This is a genomic window from Escherichia sp. KTE96 (genome assembly GCF_000408525.1).
Classification (GTDB): domain Bacteria; phylum Pseudomonadota; class Gammaproteobacteria; order Enterobacterales; family Enterobacteriaceae; genus Escherichia; species Escherichia marmotae.
The window spans coordinates 195,593-214,811 of sequence record NZ_KE137149.1 but is presented as its reverse complement, the minus strand read 5'-3'; the positions used below and the strand labels follow the sequence as shown (position 1 = coordinate 214,811).

The following is a 19,219-nucleotide window of genomic DNA, read 5'->3' as shown; positions in this document are numbered from 1 at the left end:
GTTGACCGACAACGATATCAATCGGAATTAAAAACTATGTGTGGAATTGTTGGCGCGATCGCGCAACGTGATGTAGCTGAAATCCTTCTTGAAGGTTTACGTCGTCTGGAATACCGCGGTTATGACTCTGCTGGCCTGGCAGTAGTCGATGCGGACGGTAATATGACCCGTCTGCGTCGTCTCGGTAAAGTGCAAATGCTGGCCCAGGCAGCGGAAGAACATCCTCTGCATGGCGGAACGGGTATTGCTCATACCCGTTGGGCGACCCACGGTGAACCTTCAGAAGTGAATGCGCATCCGCATGTTTCTGAACACATTGTGGTGGTGCATAACGGCATCATCGAAAACCATGAACCACTGCGTGAAGAGTTAAAAGCGCGTGGCTATACCTTCGTTTCTGAAACCGACACCGAAGTGATTGCGCATTTGGTTAACTGGGAACTGAAACAGGGCGGCACCCTGCGTGAAGCTGTTCTGCGTGCTATCCCGCAACTGCGTGGCGCTTACGGTACGGTAATTATGGATACCCGTCACCCGGATACCCTGCTGGCGGCTCGTTCCGGTAGTCCGCTGGTTATCGGCCTTGGCATGGGCGAAAACTTTATCGCTTCTGACCAACTGGCACTGCTGCCGGTGACCCGTCGCTTTATCTTCCTTGAAGAGGGTGATATTGCGGAAATCACTCGCCGTTCAGTAAACATCTTCGATAAATCTGGCGCGGAAGTTAAACGCCAGGATATCGAATCCAATCTGCAATATGATGCGGGCGATAAAGGCATTTACCGTCATTACATGCAGAAAGAGATCTACGAACAGCCGAACGCGATCAAAAACACTCTTGCCGGGCGTATCAGCCACGGTCAGGTGGATCTAAGTGAACTGGGGCCGAACGCAGATGAACTGCTGTCGAAGGTTGAGCATATTCAGATCCTCGCCTGTGGTACTTCGTACAATTCAGGTATGGTTTCCCGTTACTGGTTTGAATCGCTGGCTGGTATTCCGTGCGACGTCGAAATCGCCTCTGAATTCCGCTATCGCAAATCTGCTGTTCGCCGTAACAGTCTGATGATCACCCTGTCGCAGTCGGGAGAAACCGCGGATACACTGGCTGGCCTGCGCCTGTCGAAAGAGCTGGGATATCTCGGCTCGCTGGCGATCTGTAACGTTGCAGGCTCTTCTCTGGTTCGTGAATCCGATTTGGCGCTGATGACCAACGCAGGTACTGAAATTGGCGTGGCGTCCACCAAAGCATTCACCACTCAGTTAACTGTGCTGTTGATGCTGGTGGCAAAACTGTCCCGCCTGAAAGGCCTGGATGCCTCCATTGAACATGACATCGTGCATGGTCTGCAGGCGCTGCCGAGCCGTATCGAGCAGATGCTGTCTCAGGACAAACGTATTGAAGCTCTGGCGGAAGATTTTTCTGATAAACACCACGCGTTGTTCCTGGGCCGTGGCGATCAGTACCCCATCGCGCTGGAAGGCGCATTGAAGCTGAAAGAGATCTCCTACATTCACGCCGAAGCCTATGCTGCGGGCGAACTGAAACACGGCCCGCTGGCGCTGATTGACGCTGATATGCCGGTTATCGTCGTTGCACCGAACAACGAACTGCTGGAAAAACTAAAATCCAACATCGAAGAAGTTCGTGCGCGTGGCGGTCAGTTGTACGTCTTTGCCGATCAGGATGCAGGATTTGTGAGCAGCGATAACATGCACATCATCGAGATGCCGCATGTGGAAGAAGTGATTGCTCCGATCTTCTATACCGTTCCGCTGCAACTATTGGCGTACCACGTCGCGCTGATCAAAGGCACCGACGTTGACCAGCCGCGTAACCTGGCAAAATCGGTTACGGTTGAGTAATACACAGATGCCCTGCTTTCGCAGGGCATTTTTTCCTGTTATGTTTTTAATCAAACATCCAGCCCACGTCATGTGACAAATCGTCATCTTCGGCTATTTTTTCACTGTCACAGAGTGAAAATTTTCTGTTATCTCTTCTTTATTAATATTTGTAACATACTGAATTTAAATGGTTATTTAAATAAGAGTGAAGGCTTTCTTTCTCTGTCATAAAACTGTCATAAACCTTACATATAACTGTCACCTGTTTGTCCTATTTTGCTTCTTGTAGCCAACAAACAATGCTTTATGAATCCTCCCAGGAGACATTATGAAAGTTATGCGTACCACCGTCGCAACTGTTGTCGCCGCGACCTTATCGATGAGTGCTTTCTCTGTGTTTGCAGAAGCAAGCCTGACAGGTGCAGGTGCAACCTTCCCTGCGCCGGTGTATGCCAAATGGGCTGACACTTACCAGAAAGAAACCGGTAATAAAGTTAACTACCAGGGGATTGGTTCTTCTGGTGGCGTAAAACAGATTATCGCTAACACCGTTGATTTCGGTGCTTCTGACGCACCGCTGTCTGACGAAAAACTGGCTCAGGAAGGACTGTTCCAATTTCCGACCGTGATTGGCGGCGTCGTGCTGGCAGTTAACCTGCCGGGTCTTAAATCTGGCGAACTGGTGCTGGATGGTAAAACCCTCGGTGACATCTACCTGGGCAAAATTAAAAAGTGGGATGACGAAGCGATCGTCAAACTGAATCCGGGTCTGAAACTGCCTTCACAGAACATCGCCGTGGTGCGCCGCGCAGATGGCTCCGGGACTTCTTTCGTTTTCACCAGCTACCTGGCGAAAGTAAATGAAGAGTGGAAAAACAGCGTTGGTACTGGCTCTACCGTAAAATGGCCGATCGGTCTTGGTGGTAAAGGTAACGACGGTATTGCCGCATTTGTTCAGCGTCTGCCGGGGGCAATTGGCTACGTTGAATATGCTTACGCGAAGCAAAACAACCTCGCCTACACCAAACTGATCTCCGCTGATGGTAAACCTGTTGCGCCGACCGAAGAGAACTTCGCAAATGCGGCAAAAGGCGCAGACTGGAGCAAAACATTCGCTCAGGATCTGACCAACCAGAAAGGCGAAGATGCGTGGCCGATCACCTCTACCACGTTCATTCTGGTTCACAAAGATCAGAAGAAACCAGAGCAAGGTGCAGAAGTGCTGAAGTTCTTCGACTGGGCATACAAAACCGGAGCTAAACAGGCCAACGACCTGGATTACGCCAGCCTGCCGGATAGCGTAGTTGAACAGGTTCGCGCTGCGTGGAAGACCAATATTAAAGACAGTAGCGGTAAGCCGCTGTACTAATAAAACTCCAGGCCGGATAAGGCGTTTTACACCGTATCCGGCATTACAAAATGACTTTGTAAACGCGTTTAACTGAAGAGTAACTTATGGCTGCAACCAAGCCTGCTTTTAACCCACCGGGTAAAAAGGGCGACATAATTTTCAGCGTGCTGGTAAAACTGGCGGCGCTGATTGTGCTATTGATGTTGGGTGGCATTATTGTCTCTCTGATCATCTCCTCCTGGCCGAGCATTCAGAAATTTGGTCTGGCTTTCCTGTGGACCAAAGAGTGGGATGCGCCGAACGATATTTACGGGGCGCTGGTGCCGATCTACGGTACGCTGGTGACTTCGTTTATCGCGCTGCTGATCGCCGTCCCGGTGAGTTTCGGGATTGCCCTGTTCCTGACAGAGCTTGCGCCAGGCTGGCTGAAGCGCCCGCTGGGTATCGCCATTGAACTGCTGGCAGCCATTCCAAGTATCGTTTACGGCATGTGGGGGCTGTTTATTTTTGCACCGCTGTTTGCCGTCTACTTCCAGGAACCAGTCGGCAATATCATGTCGAATATCCCGATTGTTGGCGCGCTGTTCTCCGGCCCGGCATTTGGTATCGGTATCCTCGCGGCGGGCGTGATCCTCGCCATTATGATCATTCCGTACATTGCGGCGGTAATGCGCGATGTCTTCGAACAAACCCCGGTGATGATGAAAGAGTCAGCCTACGGTATCGGCTGCACCACCTGGGAAGTTATCTGGCGTATCGTTCTTCCGTTCACCAAAAATGGTGTGATCGGCGGCATTATGCTGGGTCTGGGGCGCGCGCTCGGTGAAACGATGGCGGTGACCTTTATCATCGGTAACACCTACCAGCTCGACAGCGCCTCGCTGTATATGCCAGGTAACAGTATTACTTCCGCGTTGGCGAACGAATTTGCGGAAGCAGAATCCGGTCTGCACGTGGCTGCACTGATGGAACTCGGCCTGATCCTGTTTGTGATTACCTTCATCGTCCTGGCCGCATCGAAGTTTATGATTATGCGCCTGGCTAAGAATGAGGGGGCACGCTAATGGCTATGGTTGAAACACAAACTACCGCGGCGCTGGCAGAATCCCGCCGCAAAATGCAGGCGCGTCGCCGCCTCAAAAACCGTATTGCGCTGACGCTCTCAATGGCGACGATGGCTTTCGGTCTGTTCTGGCTGATCTGGATTTTAATGTCCACCATCACCCGCGGTATCGACGGTATGTCTCTGGCGCTGTTCACCGAAATGACGCCGCCGCCAAATACAGAAGGTGGTGGCCTTGCGAACGCCCTGGCGGGTAGCGGCCTGTTAATTTTGTGGGCCACGGTATTCGGTACGCCGCTGGGGATTATGGCGGGGATTTATCTGGCGGAATATGGACGTAAATCCTGGCTGGCTGAAGTTATTCGCTTCATTAACGACATTCTGCTCTCCGCGCCGTCGATTGTTGTTGGTCTGTTTGTTTATACCATCGTGGTGGCTCAGATGGAGCACTTCTCCGGTTGGGCTGGCGTGATTGCCCTGGCACTGTTGCAGGTGCCGATTGTTATCCGCACCACCGAGAACATGCTGAAACTGGTGCCGGACAGCCTGCGTGAAGCGGCTTATGCGCTGGGGACGCCGAAGTGGAAGATGATCTCCGCGATTACTCTGAAAGCGTCGGTCTCCGGGATTATGACCGGTATTCTGCTGGCGATTGCTCGTATTGCGGGTGAAACCGCGCCGCTGCTGTTTACCGCGCTCTCCAACCAGTTCTGGAGCACGGACATGATGCAGCCGATCGCTAACCTGCCGGTAACGATCTTTAAGTTCGCGATGAGCCCGTTTGCGGAATGGCAGCAACTGGCCTGGGCTGGTGTGTTGATCATTACCCTGTGCGTACTGCTGCTGAACATTCTGGCGCGCGTTGTTTTTGCCAAGAATAAACACGGTTAACACTTTGCCGGATGCGGCGTGAACGCCTTATCCGGCCTACGGTAAGCCTGATTAGCGAAGTGCATCAGGCACGATGAGGAAAAGATTGCAATGAGTATGGTTGAAACTGCCCCGAGTAAAATTCAGGTTCGTAATTTGAACTTCTACTACGGCAAATTCCATGCCCTGAAAAACATCAACCTGGATATCGCTAAAAACCAGGTTACGGCGTTTATCGGGCCGTCTGGCTGCGGTAAATCGACGCTGCTGCGTACCTTCAACAAAATGTTTGAACTGTATCCGGAGCAGCGTGCGGAAGGTGAAATTCTGCTTGATGGCGACAACATCCTGACCAACACTCAGGATATCGCCCTGCTGCGTGCGAAAGTGGGCATGGTGTTCCAGAAACCGACGCCGTTCCCGATGTCCATTTACGACAACATTGCCTTTGGTGTCCGTCTGTTTGAGAAACTCTCCCGTGCCGACATGGACGAGCGTGTACAGTGGGCATTGACCAAGGCCGCATTGTGGAACGAAACCAAAGATAAATTACACCAGAGTGGTTACTCTCTCTCTGGTGGTCAGCAACAACGTCTGTGCATTGCGCGTGGTATCGCTATTCGCCCGGAAGTGTTGTTGCTCGATGAACCGTGTTCGGCACTCGACCCTATCTCCACCGGGCGTATTGAAGAGCTGATCACCGAATTGAAGCAGGATTACACCGTAGTGATCGTAACTCACAACATGCAGCAGGCTGCGCGTTGTTCTGACCACACGGCGTTTATGTACCTGGGCGAATTGATTGAGTTCAGCAACACGGACGATCTGTTCACCAAGCCAGCGAAGAAACAAACAGAAGACTACATCACCGGTCGTTACGGTTGATTCAGGAGTGCGTTATGGACAGTCTCAATCTTAATAAACATATTTCCGGCCAGTTCAACGCCGAACTGGAAAGCATCCGCACGCAGGTGATGACCATGGGCGGGATGGTGGAGCAACAGCTTACCGATGCCATCACTGCGATGCACAACCAGGACAGCGATCTGGCGAAGCGCGTGATCGAAGGCGACAAAAACGTCAACATGATGGAAGTGGCGATCGATGAAGCCTGCGTGCGCATTATTGCCAAACGTCAGCCGACGGCGAGCGACCTGCGTCTGGTGATGGTGATCAGTAAAACTATCGCTGAGCTGGAGCGTATTGGTGATGTGGCGGACAAAATCTGCCGTACTGCGCTGGAGAAATTCTCCCAGCAGCATCAGCCATTGTTAGTCAGTCTGGAGTCGCTGGGGCGTCACACCATCCAAATGCTGCACGACGTGCTGGACGCGTTCGCGCGCATGGACATTGACGAAGCCGTGCGAATCTATCGTGAAGATAAAAAAGTTGATCAGGAGTACGAAGGTATTGTTCGTCAACTGATGACCTACATGATGGAAGATTCGCGCACCATTCCGAGCGTACTTACCGCGCTGTTCTGTGCACGCTCCATCGAACGTATTGGTGACCGCTGCCAGAATATCTGCGAATACATCTTCTACTACGTGAAGGGGCAAGATTTCCGCCACGTAGGCGGTGATGAGCTGGATAAACTGCTGGCAGAAAAAGAACCGAAAAAGTAACGCTAACTGTAGGACGGATAAGGCGTTTACGCCGCATCCGGCAAAATGTGAATATGTAATCTGCCCGGTGAACATATCACCGGGTTTCTTTATTTACCGTGTAATATCCCAGCCACGCGCCTTCCACAGTTCCGGCAACTGCGAAAGATGGGTAAAGGTAGTGACTTTCGGATGAACAATCGGCTTATTGTGCGGGTCAGCGCAGAAGTAAAACACTTCCATACCGGCATCGATTCCTGACTGTGCTCCTGCGCTGGAGTCATCGACCAGAATGCAGTTTTCAACGTTCACATTCATTGCTTTTGCGGCGTGGAACATTAATGCCGGATCGGGTTTCCAACGCTGAATGTCGTAACCGCTGAACAGTTTTTCCGGGAAATAGTGCAGCATGTTGAGCTTGCCGAGTGAATGCTGCATTTTGTTGACCGGACCGTTAGAGACGACGCACATCGGCACTTTCACGCTTTCCAGTAAGGCGTTTGCTCCCGCAATCACCTCCAGTTCGCTATCAAACAGACGCGCCACCTCTGCACGATAAACGTGTTCGGCATCGGCACGGACTATTTCTACGCCCTGTTCTTTGCTAATGATGTCGATGATTTCGTAGAGTTTTACGCCTTTAAAGCGGGTAAAAATCTCTTCAAGGTCAACGTTAATGCCAAACTCTTTGAACATCGTGACATAGGCACGAGAGCAAATAACCTCGCTGTCGACCAGCGTACCGTCGCAGTCGAAAAATATCGCTTCTATCTGGGACATGTCTTTCCTTTATCGTTAGTTTAACGTTTTCGTCATGCAGATTTGAGTGACGCAATCGTTGCCGTATAAGCAAGTACAATTAAAAAAAGTTATCTTCAGCCGTCCATATTGTCTCATTTTGGTATAGGATAGCGACGGATTTTCCCTCCTTGTTCGGAAATAGATAATGAGTCAACAACACACAACCCAGGCTTCTGGCCAGGGGATGCTGGAACGCGTGTTTAAACTGCGCGAACATGGCACGACGGCACGGACCGAAGTGATCGCCGGTTTTACCACTTTCCTGACGATGGTTTACATCGTTTTTGTTAACCCGCAAATTCTTGGCGTAGCTGGCATGGACACCAGCGCCGTCTTCGTCACCACCTGTCTGATTGCTGCGTTCGGCAGTATTCTGATGGGGCTGTTTGCTAACCTGCCAGTCGCGCTGGCTCCCGCTATGGGCCTGAACGCGTTCTTCGCTTTTGTAGTGGTGCAGGCGATGGGCTTGCCGTGGCAAGTCGGGATGGGCGCAATTTTCTGGGGCGCGATTGGTCTGCTGCTGCTGACTATTTTCCGCGTTCGCTACTGGATTATTGCCAACATTCCAGTAAGTCTGCGTGTGGGCATTACCAGCGGTATCGGTCTGTTCATTGGTATGATGGGGCTGAAAAACGCGGGGGTGATTGTTGCTAACCCGGAAACGCTGGTGAGTATCGGTAACCTGACATCTCACAGCGTACTGCTGGGTATCCTCGGCTTCTTCATCATTGCTATTCTGGCCTCGCGCAACATTCACGCGGCGGTGCTGGTTTCCATCGTGGTGACGACGCTTCTGGGCTGGATGCTGGGTGATGTGCACTACAACGGCATCGTCTCTGCGCCACCGAGCGTAATGACGGTGGTGGGGCACGTGGATTTGGCCGGGTCGTTTAACCTCGGCCTGGCAGGCGTAATTTTCTCTTTCATGCTGGTCAACCTGTTTGACTCCTCCGGCACCCTGATTGGCGTGACCGATAAGGCGGGTCTGGCTGATGAAAAGGGTAAATTCCCGCGCATGAAGCAGGCGCTGTATGTCGACAGTATCTCTTCTGTTACCGGTTCGTTTATCGGTACATCTTCTGTCACGGCGTATATTGAATCTTCTTCTGGTGTTTCCGTTGGCGGTCGTACCGGTCTGACGGCAGTGGTTGTTGGTTTGCTGTTCCTGCTGGTTATCTTCTTGTCGCCGCTGGCGGGAATGGTGCCTGGCTATGCTGCTGCTGGTGCGCTGATTTACGTTGGCGTACTGATGACTTCCAGTTTAGCACGCGTGAAATGGCAGGATCTGACTGAATCCGTTCCGGCGTTTATTACCGCTGTGATGATGCCGTTCAGTTTCTCGATTACCGAAGGTATCGCGCTGGGCTTTATCTCCTACTGCGTGATGAAGATCGGCACAGGACGTCTGCGTGATCTAAGCCCGTGCGTAGTCATCGTTGCACTGCTGTTTATCCTGAAAATTGTGTTTATTGACGCTCATTAAAATCGATAGCACGCTAAAAAACCCGCCATGCGTTATTGCTGGCGGGTTTTTTATTTAGATTTTCACCCGCTGAATAAACTCGCCAAACGCAGTTAACTGCCCGGCCAGGTGATCCAGCGTTCCCTGATCAATCACCTCTCTGGTTTGCGGATCGACTTTGTTCTGAATCACGCCGCCCATAAACTCAGGTTTGTTCATTACCATCGCATCGAGGAAGACCAGAATCTGGCGCAGGTGATACTGACAACGTGCGCCGCCAATCACACCCATTGAACTGGTCTGAATCAGCACCGGTTTACCGGCCAACGGTTGATCCGGCAGGCGAGATAGCCAGTCGATGGCATTTTTCAGCCCACCCGGCACCGAGTAGTTATATTCCGGCGTGACAATCACCACACCGTCAGCCTGACGGATCTGTTCCGCCAGAGCTTCAACTGTCGCGGGAAAGCCTTCTTCCTGCTGAACATCTGCGTCATACAGGGGAATATCGGCAATGGAAGGCAACGCGTTGACTTCCATACCCGCCGGGGCAATTTTCGGCAGCGTACGTGCAACCATGCCATTAAATGAACCTTTACGCAGGCTCCCCAATAACGTAACCACCTTCAATTTTTCAGACATGATGACTCCTGTGGTTGTTTATTAATTTGGCGAAAAAGACTTCACGGTAGAAAGCTGGGCAAAACGCATCATCCGGCTGGTGGGGTTGTTGGCACGGTTGTGAATATCAGGCAGGCTTTTCCAGCCTTGTTTGCCATCAAACTCCCAGACATTGAGCTTTTCAATTGCCGGAGTGACTGCCACGGACCACACCAGCACGTCCTCTGCGTCGCATAATACTTCTACATGATTGAGATGGGCACATTTCAGGCGTCCCGCAATGGGCATCAATTGCAGATCGCGCGGGTCGTCATTTAGTACATCGCCGGTAAGTTTTAGCACGCTTCGACGCAAAGTAATGAGTTGCGCTCGTGCTTCGTTAGGATCGTTCTGTTTGCTGATCCATAACGATTCATTGCTGGAAAAAATAGGGTTATCGGGTGCATGGGGGCTATGAAACCCGCGTGTCGCGCGCTGGAGTTCCATATCGAGGCCGCATTCGCCTTCGGTTGTTAACGCCACACCGACGATATTTCCGGCATAGGATATTGAAAATGATGGCAAACTTTTATCGCGGAAAACTGGCTTTCCTTTAGCCTGGGTAACGATTTCCGGCAATTCACTAATGCCATACAGCATGAACATCAGTTCTGCGAGTAAACCTCTGGACGCCAGGAAACGGCTTTGACGATGAGGGGGAATATTTTGGGTTTCTTGATGACACTGCGAGGGTAGGCGAACAGATATCAGATGTCCTTCCGTTAACGTTCCTCGGGCAAAGTGAGTCGCCATTTTTCGCTCCATGCTTAATGGTCCATTATGAATACAAGAGTAATCATTTACTGGAACTATGGACAGACTAAAGCGGCGAAAAGTTCGATTCGGATAAACTTATTACATATATTTTACATTTAAACGCGAGATATGGTCGTATTTCATACAACTTGATTATGCCATCGAGGCGTAAAGATTTTTAATGGTTTCTCGTAACCAGACAATCTTCGGGTTATGGCTATTCCGTTTGTGCCACAGCAGAGTAAACGGTACTTCCAGCTTTTTTTGCTGGATTTCATCAAACGGGAGAGGGAGAGCAACCAGCGGAAGCTGGTGGAGCTGGTTGTAGTACTGACAGTAGCGTGGCGCGGTCGCCAGTAGCAGATTGTCAGGCTGCGCCGCCATAAATAGCGCCTGCTCAAATTCCGGTAGACTCATAGCAATCGTGCGTTCGCGTCCTGATTCTTGCAATACATTGTCCAGCGCCCAGGTATCGCTCTGTTCCCAGCAAATGCTGATATGCGGATAACGCAGAAACGAGTCCAGGTTCCACGCTTCATTCAGCACCGGATGATCTTTACGCAGCCAGACGCAGGGTAAATCGCTAAATAGCACTTCATAATCAATGGATAACGGCAGTGAACTTAGCAGTTCCCGGGAGCGTGGATGACTTTCACGCCCGGAAAAACCGATATCCACTTCACCACGAGTAATGGCATCCAGCGAATCGTAATCCCAGTTACGTAATTTAATAGTCGCCTGGGGGTAACGCTGGTAGATCTGTTTCGATAGCGCATTAAACATGATCATCATCAGCGGCGACTCCGCCGCCAGCTCAAATTTCAGGCCGCGCGGCGTTTCATGATGCGGTTTGTCCAGCAGTTGATTGCTCATTTGCATCCACTCCGCCAGATTTTGCTCCATGCTGACCATCAGCGGTGTGGGCGTCAGACCCAACGGGGAGTTCACAAAGAGCGGATCATCAAACCATGTCCGAAGCTTTGCCAGCGATTTACTCACTGCCGAAGGTGTTACGTTCATCCGCTTCGCCGCTTTGGTCACGCTGCGCTCCTGCATCAGTAATTGCAGGCAGAGCAGTAAATTGAGATCAAGCGTGGTGATGGATTTCTTCATGAGCGGCAACAGGGCGTCCAGGTGCGACGAGCATAATCAGCAACAGGCTTACTATGCTACAGGCAATCAGAATCCCGATCAGCATATTCCAGGCGCTGATGCCAATCACTGCTGCCAGCCAAATCCACAGTGACGAGCCACAAACCTGTGCAATGCCTAACGTCGAGCTGGCCACGCCTGCGCGTAATGAAAACGGGCCTAATGCCTGGCTCATTGCCACGCCGAAGCCCACTGAGAAACCGGCGCAAATCAGTGTGATGCCAAACAGCGAAACCGCATGGGAAGGCGAAACTGCAAGGATGATACCCGCCGCCAGGAATAACATTTGCGAGGTGATCATCAGTGTGCGCGGCTTAAAAATTCCCAATGCAAACGGCGTGGAAAACGAAACGGTCATGCTGACGCCTGCGGTTAACGCCATAATGGTGGCGTATTCACCACGTTCGAAGCCCATAATTTCCATCATCAATACAGGCGACGTATTCACGAAGGTAAGAATCACGGAAACGCTGAGAGTGGTGATAAGCACACGGCTAAGGAAAAAACGATTAAGCAGCGACTCGGTATTCTCTCGTGGTCTGTCCGAAGCAGCAGGCGCAGCAGGGCGTGTTTCTTTTAAAATAAACAAAGACAACATGAGTACAGTGATGCCCATCATCGCCATTGTCCAGAACAGGCTCTGCCACGGAAATTTGAGCATAATCAGGTGCCCGAGTACCGGAGCTAACACCGGAATGATGCAGGTAATACCATTGAGCAATGACAGCACTTTTGCTCTGCGTCGATCATCCAGCGTGTCGCGTAAAATCGCGAATGCGACGACATAACAGCAGCCAGCGCCCAGCCCTTGCATAAAGCGTCCGACAAGAAATAGCGTGCTGGTTTCAGACAGTGAACAGAGCACAGAGGCGATAATAAATAGCGCCGCGCCGGGAATGGCGACAGGTTTTCTTCCTGAACGATCGGCCACTTTACCGGCAAACAGCATTGCTGCCGCCATCCCCGCCAGATAAACCGAGAAAGCTATATGCAACTGCGCTTCGCTGGCATTGAGATCGGCGGCAATGCGTGGCAAGCCGACCAGATACATATCAATACCTGCGGGATAAAGTAAAACCAGAGCAAAACTACAAATCAAAAAACGGGACATGGGCTAGCGTCCTGACGGTAAGGTGACGCAAAGCATACGTGGTGAAAGAGAATCAGGCGAGTTGCCATTTGGACATGAGTGATTTCCTGACAGGCAAAAAGCCAGCGAATGACCGCTGGCTTTTTGAAGTGCTTAACCAAATTTGGGTAACACATTAAAGACGTTACCAAACCAGCACAAAATCACGGTTATGCCAAAGAGAATAACAATCGCCGGAATAAGATTACCGCCCCAAACTGTGAATATCTGGTTGGGAAATTTCTTGCGGGCTTTGATAGCCAGTACCGCGGGGATAATCACCGCCCAGATGGTGGCGCACAACCCGGCACCGCCGATCCCGTAAATAAAGCCATTAGGGAAGACCAGATACAACAAAGCGGGTGGCAGGAAGGTTAACAGCACGGTTTTGCAACGTCCGGCGTGGGAGTTATCAATCTTAAACAGATCCGCCAGATAATCGAACAGCCCCAGCGTGACGCCAAAAAATGAACTGGCAACAGCTAAGTTTGAGAACACCAGCAGGCAAAACTCGATAATGCCATGCTGTTTGGTGCCGAGGAACGATTTTACCAGCGAATCAACATTGCCGCCCGAAGAGATAATCGCCTTAAAGCTTTCTCGCGGAATATTCCCCATTGTGCAATACAGCCAGAAGAGATAAATCACCAACGCCAGCAGCGAACCGAAGATCACGCTTTTGATTAGCTTATCTTTGCGTTTGCCATAGCAAATAATCAGGCTGGGAATATTGCCGTGGAAACCAAATGACGCCAGGCATACCGGCAAAGCCATAAAGATATACGGGAAGTAAGACGTCCCCGAAGTCGTGCTGGTGGCATCGCGCAGAATGGAATAATCGACCTGGAAGAAGAAAGAACCAAACACAATCACAAAGGAGATAATTTTCAGGCCGAGAAACAACGAGGTAATACGACTGGCGGCTAACGAACTTATCCACAGTACGCTGGCGACGAAAATGGCCGTGCAGATCCCAACAATGCGAGGATTAGCGTGATAGCCGAAATTCATCGATATCGTTTCGCTAATGATTGCGCCGTTAGCGGAGATATAGGCGTAGGTGAGAATATAGAGAACGAAAGCAACCGTAATACCACTAATAATGTTCCAGGTGTTACCGATTAAATCTTTGGTGATGGTATTAAAACTGGAGCCGACGGGATAATTTAAATTTGCTTCTAATAACAATAACCCAGAATGTAGCATTGAAAACCAGGCAATGATGAGGATAAATGCGCCCCAAAAAAACCAGGCACCAGCTAGATCAACAGGTAAAGCAAACATACCTCCACCAATTACTGTACCCGCTATAACCATGACACCCCAAAATGCAGAGTGTTTTTTTTCTGATTGTTCAGTCATGATGCCACCTTTAGAGGAAGGCTATTTTTGTTATTGAGGATGTAGAGAATAAGAGTGGCTAACATCCTTATAGCCACTCTGAGTATATTAATTAAACTTCTTTCAGTTTTGCGGTGAAGTGACGTAATACTTTGGGTTCGTATGTAAAGGTTAACCCTTTAATATTTGCCGCGTTCTCTTTCACATGTTTGAAGGCTTCAATAATGAAGTCCATATGTGTTTGCGTATAAGTTGCGCGTGGAATGGTTAAACGCAGCAGCTCAGCCGGACATGGTAATTGTTTACCGGTTTTCGGATCGCGACCTAACAGGAAAGACCCAATTTCTACCGCACGAATCCCCGCGACTTTATACAGCTCGCAGGCCAGCGCCTGTGCCGGAAACTGGTCTGCAGGGATATGCGGCAACAGTTTACCGGCATCCACGAATGCCGCGTGACCGCCCGCCTGCTGACACACTACGCCAATCTCTTCCAGGCCATCGACCAGATACTGCACCTGCGCAATACGATAGGCCAGCCAGTCCAGATTCATGCCGTCATACAGACCTACCGCCAGACGTTCCATTGCGCCGCCTTCCAGACCGCCATATGTCGGGAAGCCTTCCTGCACCACGCAAAGAGTTCTGCACTCGGTGTAGACATCGAAGAAGCTGTCATCTTTCACGCACAGCAGGCCACCCATTGGCACCATCGCATCTTTCTTGGCGGACATCGCCAGCATATCGGCATATTTGTAGGTTTCACGGGTGATCTGCTCGATAGTCCAGTCTTTATATTCCGCTTCGCGCTGTTTGATGAAATAGGCGTTTTCGGCAAAGCGTGCGGAGTCCATTACCACTGGAATGTCATATTTCTTCGCAATGCTGTACATCGCTTTCATGTTCGCCAGTGAAACCGGCTGGCCGCCTGCGGAGTTACTGGTGATGGTCGCGACGATATATGGCACATTATTCGGGCCAACTTCTTCAATACCGCGTTCTAATCCTTCAAGGTCAAAGTTACCTTTAAAGTCATAACGCACGCCAGTATCGAAGGCTTCTTTGATATAGACGTTGCGTACGGTACAGCCGTTAATCTGGCTATGGCCCTGAGTGGTGTCGAAGAAATAGTTAGAGAACGCCACCATTTTGCTGCGATCCAGGCCTTTTTCCTGCTCACGCTTTTTAATCAGTACCGGAATATAGATTTGCTCTGCACCTCGGCCCTGGTGCGTTGGAATGGTGTATTGATAACCAAAGATATTTTTTACTGACTCAGCTAATGCATAGTAGCTACGACTGCCGCTATAGGCTTCGTCGCCGCGCATCATCGCTGCCTGCATACTCTGCGTCACCGCCCCGGTGCCGCTGTCGGTCAGTAAATCGATAAACACATCTTCGCTATCCAGCAGAAATGGGTTCATACCGGATTTAATAATCGCTTCTTCACGATAAGCGCGGGTAGTACGTTTTACGGGTTCAATAACACGAATGCGGAACGGTTCAGGGAGATGTTTAAAGTTTTCCATTACATAATCCTTCATTTATTTTAATTGCAATGATCCCTGTGAATATTACATTTGCAATATCTATTAATTTCCAGAATATATACATCTACAATTATTAGCTTAATAAAGCAATTAAGACGGAAATAACGTAGATAAAAAGGAAAATAAAGATATAGCAAACTCATAGATCACATTGAATCTAATCGGTTTGACTCTGGTGATGGCGACAGAAGGGCAAATTAAGGGCGGTGATCGACAATCTTGTTGTCAATATTAAACCACTTTGAGGTCACACATATATGTAAGGTATTCATAATGCACTTATCCTCGAAAGACACGACGCTACAGTATAATACTCAAGATTTTTGTCTATTCTGAAATTGTTTAAATGTGAATCGAATCACAAACGGTCGTGAAGCAATATTAAATGCTCTTTTTAAGAGAATAAATTATGTGAGAAGTTTAATTTTTATAAAAAGGGTTGATTAATAATAAGAGTGCCAACAAGAAAGCGAAACCGCATCTGACAATCAGAATGCGGCTTCGTAATTGCGGGTTACTTACCAATACAGAAGCTGGAGAAAATCCGTCCCAGCAGATCGTCAGAAGTAAACTCTCCTGTGATCTCGCTTAAGTTCTGCTGCGCCAGACGCAGTTCTTCCGCCAGTAATTCACCCGCCCATGCGCCCAGCAGTTGCGCTTTACCCTGCTGCAGATGCTCCGCCGCTTGCTCCAGCGCCTGTAAGTGACGGCGACGCGCCAGGAAACCACCTTCCATATTGGTATCAAAGCCCATGCTCTGTTTGAGATGGTTACGCAGAACGTCCACACCTTCGCCAGTGCGTGCTGAGAGGCGAATCAATGCATGGCCGTTAACTTCACTCATCCCCAGCGTTTCGCCAGTAATATCGGCTTTATTGCGCACCACGGTGATCGGCAGTTTGGCAGGCAGACGGGCAATAAATTCCGGCCAGATTTCTGCCGGATCTACGGCGTCTGTCGTGGTGCCATCGACCATAAACAGCACGCGGTCGGCCTGTTCAATTTCCTGCCATGCGCGCTCGATACCAATGCGTTCGACTTCGTCGCTGGCTTCGCGTAACCCGGCGGTATCGATGATATGCAGCGGCATCCCATCAATGTGGATATGCTCACGCAGTACGTCACGCGTGGTTCCGGCGATATCGGTAACGATAGCGGCTTCACGGCCCGCCAGCGCGTTTAGCAGGCTCGATTTACCGGCGTTAGGACGCCCGGCAATCACCACTTTCATGCCTTCACGCAGCAGGCTGCCCTGACGTGCTTCGGCGCGTACCGCGTCGAGATCGGCAATCACGTCATTAAGCTGGGCTTCAATTTTGCCGTCGGAGAGGAAATCGATCTCTTCATCGGGGAAATCAATCGCCGCTTCGACGTAAATGCGCAAGTGGGTGAGGGCTTCTACCAGATGATTAACTCGTGCAGAGAATGCGCCTTGCAGTGAGTTAAGCGCCGAGCGAGCCGCCTGTTCGGAGCTGGCGTCGATAAGATCCGCAATCGCTTCGGCCTGGGCTAAATCAAGTTTATCGTTGAGAAATGCGCGCTCTGAAAACTCACCTGGGCGGGCAATCCGCAGGCCTGGAATGGTCAGGATACGTTTTAACAGCAGGTCGAGGATCACCGGACCGCCATGACCTTGCAGCTCCAGCACATCTTCGCCGGTGAACGAGTTCGGGCCGGGGAACCATAGCGCGATGCCCTGATCCAGCACGCTGCCGTCGGCGTCTTTAAACGGAAGATAATCGGCGTAGCGCGGTTTGGGTAACTTACCCAGCACGGTTTCGGCAACCTCGCGCGCTTTGAGGCCGGAGATGCGCAGGATACCCACACCGCCACGTCCTGGAGGCGTGGCCTGGGCTACGATAGTGTCATTATCGCTCATGATGTTCCTGTTGCTTTGTTTGGCGGATGCGCTGTGCTTATCCGCCCTACGAAAAGAAAAAAGGCGGTCAACTGACCGCCCTTATTTTAGCGAAAACTCACCGAATCAGGATTTTTTCTTCTCGCGGCTATGCAGGCCACGTTTTTCCAGACCACGGTAAATCAACTGCTGCTGGATAATGGTTACCAGGTTGCTGACGATATAGTACAGCACCAGACCTGACGGGAACCACAGGAAGAACACGGTGAAGATGACCGGCATAAAGGTCATGATCTTCTGCTGCATCGGGTCGGTCACGGTGGTCGGTGACATCTTCTGAATGAAGAACATCGTTACGCCCATCAGGATCGGCAGGATGTAGTATGGGTCCTGTGCAGACAGGTCATGGATCCACAGTGCAAACGGTGCCTGACGCAGTTCAACGGAACCCATCAGCATGTAGTACAACGCCAGGAAGATTGGCATCTGGATCAGCAGCGGGAAGCAGCCGCCCAGCGGGTTAACCTTCTCAGCTTTGTACAGCGCCATCATTTCCTGGCTGATACGCTGTTTGTCATCGCCCAGACGCTCACGCATGGCCTGAATCTTAGGCTGCAGCATACGCATCTTCGCCATGGAGGTGTACTGCGCTTTGGTCAGCGGGTACATGATGCCACGAACGATAAAGGTGATGATGATAATGGAGAAGCCCCAGTTACCCACAAAGCTATGGATCCATTTCAGCAATTTGAACAGCGGCTGAGAGATGAACCACAACCAACCGTAATCAACGGTCAGATCCAGATGCGGAGCAACTGCCGCCATTTTGTCCTGGATTTCCGGGCCAACCCACAGGGTGCTGTTCATCGCGCCAGTCTGACCAGGCTGAACCAGTACCGGCTGAGACTTATAGCCGATAGCGGCGATGCCGTTACCCAGATTAGCGGTATAGAAGTTGTTGGTGCCGTCGTTATGCGGGATCCATGCCGTCGCGAAATACTGTTGCAGCATCGCGACCCAACCACCTTTCGAAGAGATGTTCAGGTTTTCGTTGTCGGCAATAGTATCGAACTTGTATTTCTCGTATTTTTCGTCAGGCGTGGAGTACGCCGCGCCACGGAAAGTGTGCAGTGCAAAGTTGCTGCTTCCGGTGTCGAGATGCGGTGGCAGAGTGATGGATTGCTTCAACTGACCAAAGGTGGAGATCTCCAGCGGTTTTTCGCCAGCGTTCTGCACGTTGTAGTTGACGTTGACAGCGTAATCACCACGTTTCAGGACAAACGTTTTAGTAAACGTGTTGCCTGCTGCGTCGGTATACGTCATCGGCACCTGCAGTTCGTTTTGACCTTCGGCCAGCACATAAGCGTCTTTTTCGACGTTATACAGTGGACGCGGGCCGTTAGCCGGATTATCCGGGCCATCACGACCGGTCAGACCGCTCTGTGCCTGATAAATAAACTGCGGTGAGGTTTCCAGCAACTGGAACGGCTGGGTAGAGTTCAGCTCTTTCGGGTAAGCCGGCAGCAGAGCCTGCTCAACATCACCACCACGGGTGTTGATGGTCAGATCAAGCACGTCGGTTTTTACCGAAATCAGTTTCCCCTGGCCACTGGCCGGTACGCCCTGGTCGGCGGCGCTACCCGCTGCGGTGGTCGTTGTCTGCGTGGTCTGTTGAGCCTGAGGTTGCGGGTTTTTATCCTGCTCCCAGGCTTGCCAGATCATGAAAGACACGAACAGCAAAGCGATGACTAAAAGATTGCGTTGCGAATCCATCG

The 19,219-nt window shown here is 50.8% G+C and carries 17 protein-coding genes; 7 read left to right on the top strand and 10 right to left on the bottom strand.

Going from position 1 to position 19,219, the window contains the following annotated elements:
• Positions 1-36 precede the first annotated feature (36 nt).
• The 6 genes from glmS to phoU all read left to right on the top strand — a co-directional run bounded on the left by glmS (position 37) and on the right by phoU (position 6,757).
• The gene (gene glmS / locus A1WG_RS13235; protein ID WP_000334041.1) at positions 37-1,866 is read left to right on the top strand and encodes a glutamine--fructose-6-phosphate transaminase (isomerizing); all 1,830 of its coding nucleotides are present in this window, start codon (positions 37-39) and stop codon (positions 1,864-1,866) included.
• A gap of 310 nt (positions 1,867-2,176) precedes the next feature.
• Entirely contained in the window at positions 2,177-3,217 is a 1,041-nt protein-coding gene (pstS, locus tag A1WG_RS13240; RefSeq protein ID WP_000867170.1) for a phosphate ABC transporter substrate-binding protein PstS, read from the top strand.
• Between the two features lie 86 nt (positions 3,218-3,303).
• Positions 3,304-4,263, top strand: coding sequence for a phosphate ABC transporter permease PstC (gene pstC, locus A1WG_RS13245; protein ID WP_000741620.1), 960 nt, complete (start codon positions 3,304-3,306; stop codon positions 4,261-4,263).
• Entirely contained in the window at positions 4,263-5,153 is an 891-nt protein-coding gene (gene pstA / locus A1WG_RS13250; protein WP_001252002.1) for a phosphate ABC transporter permease PstA, read from the top strand. The genes pstC and pstA overlap by 1 nt, the downstream gene beginning before the upstream one ends.
• Positions 5,154-5,243: 90 nt before the next feature.
• Positions 5,244-6,017: a phosphate ABC transporter ATP-binding protein PstB gene (gene pstB / locus A1WG_RS13255; RefSeq protein ID WP_000063126.1), complete on the top strand. Its 774-nt coding sequence runs from the start codon at positions 5,244-5,246 to the stop codon at positions 6,015-6,017.
• 14 nt (positions 6,018-6,031) lie between these two features.
• Positions 6,032-6,757, top strand: coding sequence for a phosphate signaling complex protein PhoU (gene phoU, locus A1WG_RS13260; RefSeq protein ID WP_000377803.1), 726 nt, complete (start codon positions 6,032-6,034; stop codon positions 6,755-6,757).
• A 93-nt stretch (positions 6,758-6,850) separates the two neighbouring features.
• Here phoU and yieH read toward each other — a convergent pair whose 3' ends face one another.
• Positions 6,851-7,516, bottom strand: coding sequence for a 6-phosphogluconate phosphatase (gene yieH, locus A1WG_RS13265; RefSeq protein ID WP_001517420.1), 666 nt, complete (start codon positions 7,514-7,516; stop codon positions 6,851-6,853).
• Between the two features lie 166 nt (positions 7,517-7,682).
• On the opposite strand from yieH, the gene adeP reads away from it, so the two are divergent.
• Complete coding sequence (gene adeP / locus A1WG_RS13270; protein ID WP_001517421.1) at positions 7,683-9,020, top strand: adenine permease AdeP; 1,338 nt, start codon at positions 7,683-7,685, stop codon at positions 9,018-9,020.
• Between the two features lie 54 nt (positions 9,021-9,074).
• Here the strand turns inward: adeP and yieF are convergent, their stop codons facing one another.
• The 9 genes from yieF to yidC form a co-directional block, all read right to left on the bottom strand.
• Positions 9,075-9,641, bottom strand: a complete 567-nt coding sequence (gene yieF / locus A1WG_RS13275) for a class I chromate reductase YieF (protein WP_001517422.1) — start codon at positions 9,639-9,641, stop codon at positions 9,075-9,077.
• Positions 9,642-9,662: 21 nt separating this feature from the next.
• Positions 9,663-10,412, bottom strand: coding sequence for a 4'-phosphopantetheinyl transferase family protein (locus A1WG_RS13280; RefSeq protein ID WP_001517423.1), 750 nt, complete (start codon positions 10,410-10,412; stop codon positions 9,663-9,665).
• Positions 10,413-10,568: 156 nt separating this feature from the next.
• A complete protein-coding gene (gene yidZ / locus A1WG_RS13285) occupies positions 10,569-11,528 on the bottom strand; it encodes an HTH-type transcriptional regulator YidZ (RefSeq protein WP_001517424.1) in 960 nt (319 codons plus the stop codon).
• Positions 11,503-12,678: a multidrug efflux MFS transporter MdtL gene (mdtL, locus tag A1WG_RS13290; protein ID WP_000086015.1), complete on the bottom strand. Its 1,176-nt coding sequence runs from the start codon at positions 12,676-12,678 to the stop codon at positions 11,503-11,505. The genes yidZ and mdtL overlap by 26 nt, the downstream gene beginning before the upstream one ends.
• 132 nt (positions 12,679-12,810) lie before the next feature.
• Positions 12,811-14,058, bottom strand: a complete 1,248-nt coding sequence (gene tnaB / locus A1WG_RS13295; RefSeq protein ID WP_001517425.1) for a low affinity tryptophan permease TnaB — start codon at positions 14,056-14,058, stop codon at positions 12,811-12,813.
• A 91-nt stretch (positions 14,059-14,149) separates the two neighbouring features.
• Positions 14,150-15,565: a tryptophanase gene (gene tnaA / locus A1WG_RS13300; protein WP_001517426.1), complete on the bottom strand. Its 1,416-nt coding sequence runs from the start codon at positions 15,563-15,565 to the stop codon at positions 14,150-14,152.
• A 218-nt stretch (positions 15,566-15,783) separates the two neighbouring features.
• A complete protein-coding gene (tnaC, locus tag A1WG_RS0121710; RefSeq protein ID WP_010377944.1) occupies positions 15,784-15,858 on the bottom strand; it encodes a tryptophanase leader peptide in 75 nt (24 codons plus the stop codon).
• 242 nt (positions 15,859-16,100) lie between these two features.
• Entirely contained in the window at positions 16,101-17,465 is a 1,365-nt protein-coding gene (gene mnmE / locus A1WG_RS13305) for a tRNA uridine-5-carboxymethylaminomethyl(34) synthesis GTPase MnmE (RefSeq protein WP_001282361.1), read from the bottom strand.
• Positions 17,466-17,570: 105 nt separating this feature from the next.
• Positions 17,571-19,217 carry a membrane protein insertase YidC gene (gene yidC / locus A1WG_RS13310; protein ID WP_000378258.1) on the bottom strand — a complete coding sequence of 549 codons (1,647 nt, stop codon included), beginning with the start codon at positions 19,215-19,217 and terminating at the stop codon, positions 17,571-17,573.
• Between the last annotated feature and the right edge of the window lie 2 nt (positions 19,218-19,219).

Excerpts from the sequence above, each read along its gene's own strand:
- pstA (WP_001252002.1), top strand. The coding sequence starts at position 4,263 with ATGGCTATGGTTGAAACACAAACTACCGCGGCGCTGGCAGAATCCCGC.
- phoU (WP_000377803.1), top strand. The coding sequence starts at position 6,032 with ATGGACAGTCTCAATCTTAATAAACATATTTCCGGCCAGTTCAACGCC.
- yieH (WP_001517420.1), bottom strand. The coding sequence starts at position 7,516 with ATGTCCCAGATAGAAGCGATATTTTTCGACTGCGACGGTACGCTGGTC.
- yieF (WP_001517422.1), bottom strand. The coding sequence starts at position 9,641 with ATGTCTGAAAAATTGAAGGTGGTTACGTTATTGGGGAGCCTGCGTAAA.
- yidC (WP_000378258.1), bottom strand. The coding sequence starts at position 19,217 with ATGGATTCGCAACGCAATCTTTTAGTCATCGCTTTGCTGTTCGTGTCT.
- pstS (WP_000867170.1), top strand. The coding sequence starts at position 2,177 with ATGAAAGTTATGCGTACCACCGTCGCAACTGTTGTCGCCGCGACCTTA.
- tnaA (WP_001517426.1), bottom strand. The coding sequence starts at position 15,565 with ATGGAAAACTTTAAACATCTCCCTGAACCGTTCCGCATTCGTGTTATT.
- pstC (WP_000741620.1), top strand. The coding sequence starts at position 3,304 with ATGGCTGCAACCAAGCCTGCTTTTAACCCACCGGGTAAAAAGGGCGAC.
- tnaB (WP_001517425.1), bottom strand. The coding sequence starts at position 14,058 with ATGACTGAACAATCAGAAAAAAAACACTCTGCATTTTGGGGTGTCATG.
- adeP (WP_001517421.1), top strand. The coding sequence starts at position 7,683 with ATGAGTCAACAACACACAACCCAGGCTTCTGGCCAGGGGATGCTGGAA.
- mdtL (WP_000086015.1), bottom strand. The coding sequence starts at position 12,678 with ATGTCCCGTTTTTTGATTTGTAGTTTTGCTCTGGTTTTACTTTATCCC.
- glmS (WP_000334041.1), top strand. The coding sequence starts at position 37 with ATGTGTGGAATTGTTGGCGCGATCGCGCAACGTGATGTAGCTGAAATC.
- pstB (WP_000063126.1), top strand. The coding sequence starts at position 5,244 with ATGAGTATGGTTGAAACTGCCCCGAGTAAAATTCAGGTTCGTAATTTG.
- yidZ (WP_001517424.1), bottom strand. The coding sequence starts at position 11,528 with ATGAAGAAATCCATCACCACGCTTGATCTCAATTTACTGCTCTGCCTG.
- mnmE (WP_001282361.1), bottom strand. The coding sequence starts at position 17,465 with ATGAGCGATAATGACACTATCGTAGCCCAGGCCACGCCTCCAGGACGT.
- A1WG_RS13280 (WP_001517423.1), bottom strand. The coding sequence starts at position 10,412 with ATGGCGACTCACTTTGCCCGAGGAACGTTAACGGAAGGACATCTGATA.